The sequence below is a fragment of the Mesorhizobium sp. M7A.F.Ca.CA.001.08.2.1 genome, from assembly GCF_003998455.1.
GTDB classification, from domain to species: Bacteria; Pseudomonadota; Alphaproteobacteria; order Rhizobiales; family Rhizobiaceae; genus Mesorhizobium; species Mesorhizobium ciceri.
Window position 1 is genome coordinate 1 of record NZ_RZPW01000750.1, and the last position, 2,982, is coordinate 2,982.

The following is a 2,982-nucleotide window of genomic DNA, read 5'->3' on the forward strand; positions in this document are numbered from 1 at the left end:
GAACGAGACGAATGCCAGCAGGCATTCCCAGATCATGTCGGTGTTGAAATATTCATGCGAGAGCACCATCGGCACGGCGATCAGCGAATTCTTCAGCCACTGATGCACGCGCAGCATCTTGACGATGGTCCGCAAAGTCGGCTTCGGCGCCGGCACCGTCTCGGCGCCATGTGCCGCCAGCCAGCGCGCGGCATGGCGGTCGGGCGCGACGACGATCGCGTTGCGTGCGGCATCGAAGACCTGGAGGTCATGGCGGCTGTTGCCGGCGTAGTCGAAACCGCCATCGCCATAGGCTGCGATCAGCGAGGCGCGCTTCCTGCCCGAGGTGAGATTGGCGAGACCATCGGTGGCCAGCACCTGGTCGAAAATGCCGAGATGGGCCGCGATGGCGTCGGCGAACTTGCGCGGCGTACCGGTCGCCAGCACGATCTTGCGGCCCTCGGCGTGCTCGGTCCGGAGGCGGCAAAGCAGCACCTCGCGATAGGGCAGCGATGCCGGATCGATGTCGATGCGCTGCGCGATCGCCTGCTTCAGCCGCGCCGGCCCGCCGGCGATCCAGAACGGTACGAGGAAGATATAGAGCGGGTTCTTCTTGAGAAGGATGAACAGCCCTTCCCACAACAGGTCGGTTGCGATCAGCGTGCCGTCGAGATCGACCGCAAGCGGTATTGCGTTCCTGTCCGATCGCGCATCCATGTCCGTCCTGCCCTGCCCGCGTAGAGTTGCGCGCCGCTTTTCGGCGTCTTGAGGCTGGTATAGCGGGCGATGGCGTAGCGAACGTTAAAACGCACGGTTGCAGACGGCTGCCATGGCGGTATTTCCGGTGTCATTGTTAAACAACCGCTACCGGAAACGATAAAAGGCCGGGCAAATGCCCGGCCTCTACAATCGTGACGCCAAGATTACTTGATGCGGGCGACACCGCCCGAGATCTCGACCGTTTCCGAACCGGTCAGGGCTTCGAGATCGCCATTGGGCAAGGTGACGAAGCAGCCGTTCGGGCAGAACTCAACCGTTTCGCCACCGGCCAGCGCAAGGTCGGTCTTGCTGCCGCCCTCCGTTACGACCAGCGTGCGGGTCTCGGCGTCCTTGTTGACCGCGCTCGCGGCATGGACCGAGCCGATGGCGGCGACCAGGGCGACTGCAGCGACGAGAGACTTCCACATGGTGCAATATCGGTGTTCCCACCGCCTCTGTTGCATTTGGCAAGGCATTTTCGCCTTTGCATGGAGCTTATATGAGATGGAAGCTGAACCGCAACTGAATGCCCCATTCATGCCGCAATCGATTCCGGGCAGGATTGAGGTCGACGGAGTCCGAGCCTAGTCCGGGTCCGGCTTCTTGGTTTTGCGAGACTTGACCAGTCGCTTCTTCTCCGCCTCGGCTTCGGCCCTTATCTGCTCCTGTTCGGCGAAGTCGGCCTCGATCTTGTCGTCGTCCGTCGGCCAGGCCTTGGGCTTGTGGGCCTCGACCACGGCGCGCGGCGTCGAGGGGATCTCGATGTGTTCGCTGCTGAATTTTTCGAGGACGGCAAAACGGATGTCGTTCTGCGCGATGTTGCCGTTCATCACGTCGGCCAGGAACACGCGGATTTCGAATTCCAGGGCGGCGGGGCCGAAATTGGAAAACAGCACGAAGGGTTCGGGGTTCTTCAGCACCATCGGGTGGCTGCGGGCGATCTCCAGCAGGACGGCATGAACCTGCTTGACGTCGCTGCCATAGGCGACGCCGACCTTGATGTCGACGCGGCCGAGCTTGTTGCGGTGCGTCCAGTTGCCGACGGCGTTGTTGATCAGGTTCGAATTGGGCAGGATCACCGATTGCCGCTGGAAGGTTTCGATCTCGGTGGCGCGCACGCTGATCTTCTTGACCGTGCCGCTGACGTCGCCGGCAACGATCCAGTCGCCCACCTTGAACGGCCGCTCGGCCAGAAGGATCAGGCCGGAAACGAAATTGGACACCACGTTCTGCAGGCCAAAGCCGATACCGAGGGAAAGAGCGCCGGCGACCAGTGCCAAGCTGGACAGGTCGATGCCCGCCGCCGAGATGCCGACCAGTGCCGCCAGCGCGACGCCGGCATAGCCGACCGCCAGCCTGATCGAGTTGCGCACGCCGGTATCGACCTTGCCACGCGCCATGACCGAGCCGTCGAGCCAGCCCTGGAACCAGCGCGTCAGGAAATAGCCTATGACGAAGACGACGATGCCGGAGAGGATGCCGGTGACCGAGATCGTCACCGAGCCGATGTTGATCCCGGTTGCGAGCTTGTAGGCCCAAGCCTGGATATCGCCGGGCTGGAAACCCCACATCAGCAGGATCAGCGGCAGGAACACCAGCACGATCATCACATTGATGGCAACGCTGACGACAAGGCCGAGCTGATCGAGGGCCGTATCCTCGTAGCTGGAATTGGCCGACAGCCAGCGCCCGACGGAGGTGTTGGCGAAAGCACCCTCCTCGCCGATCGCCTGCGCCGACAGGAAGCCGATATAGGCGGTGATCAGCGCGGTGCCGGTAACGACGACCTGCAACGAAACGAACAGAGCAAGGCCGATGTAACCGAGCAGCGCCGCGACGATGGTGAAAAGACCGAGCGCAAGCGCCGTATAGCGCAGCCATGCCGGCCACGGCCGCCAGCTTCCGTCACGCGCCTTGAACGGCCTCAGCATCGCCATCAGGATCAGGATGACGCCGACGATGATGGTGGCGCCGAAACTGCGGGCGATGGTCAGCGACAGCGGCGAACCCATCTTGTCGTTGATCACCGACAGGAAGGTGTTGACGCTGATGACCACGGCCATGGCGGTGGCCAGGCGCACCAGCCAGCGCGCCGGCCCGGTTTCGACCGGGATCAGGCGCCAGTTCGGCAGCCGCGGTTCCAGCGCCGCATTGGTCAGCCGGTTGACGCAGAACACCACGCCGATGACGGTCGCCAGCGCGTTGAGGAAGAGCCCAATGTCGCCGCGCAACACATTGTAATAA

The 2,982-nt window shown here is 62.8% G+C and carries 3 protein-coding genes; all 3 read right to left on the bottom strand.

Annotation, left to right across the window (positions count from 1 at the left end; translation table 11 throughout):
* The coding region (locus EN914_RS30215) for a haloacid dehalogenase-like hydrolase (RefSeq protein WP_206527275.1) at positions 1-696 on the bottom strand (696 nt) is incomplete at its 3' end.
* Between the two features lie 206 nt (positions 697-902).
* A complete protein-coding gene (locus tag EN914_RS30220; protein WP_023812335.1) occupies positions 903-1,166 on the bottom strand; it encodes a hypothetical protein in 264 nt (87 codons plus the stop codon).
* A 156-nt stretch (positions 1,167-1,322) separates the two neighbouring features.
* The coding region (locus EN914_RS30225; protein WP_164779016.1) for a mechanosensitive ion channel family protein at positions 1,323-2,982 on the bottom strand (1,660 nt) is incomplete at its 5' end.

Bases quoted from the DNA above. Each gene is read 5' to 3' on its own strand.
- EN914_RS30220 (WP_023812335.1), bottom strand. From the start codon at position 1,166: ATGTGGAAGTCTCTCGTCGCTGCAGTCGCCCTGGTCGCCGCCATCGGC.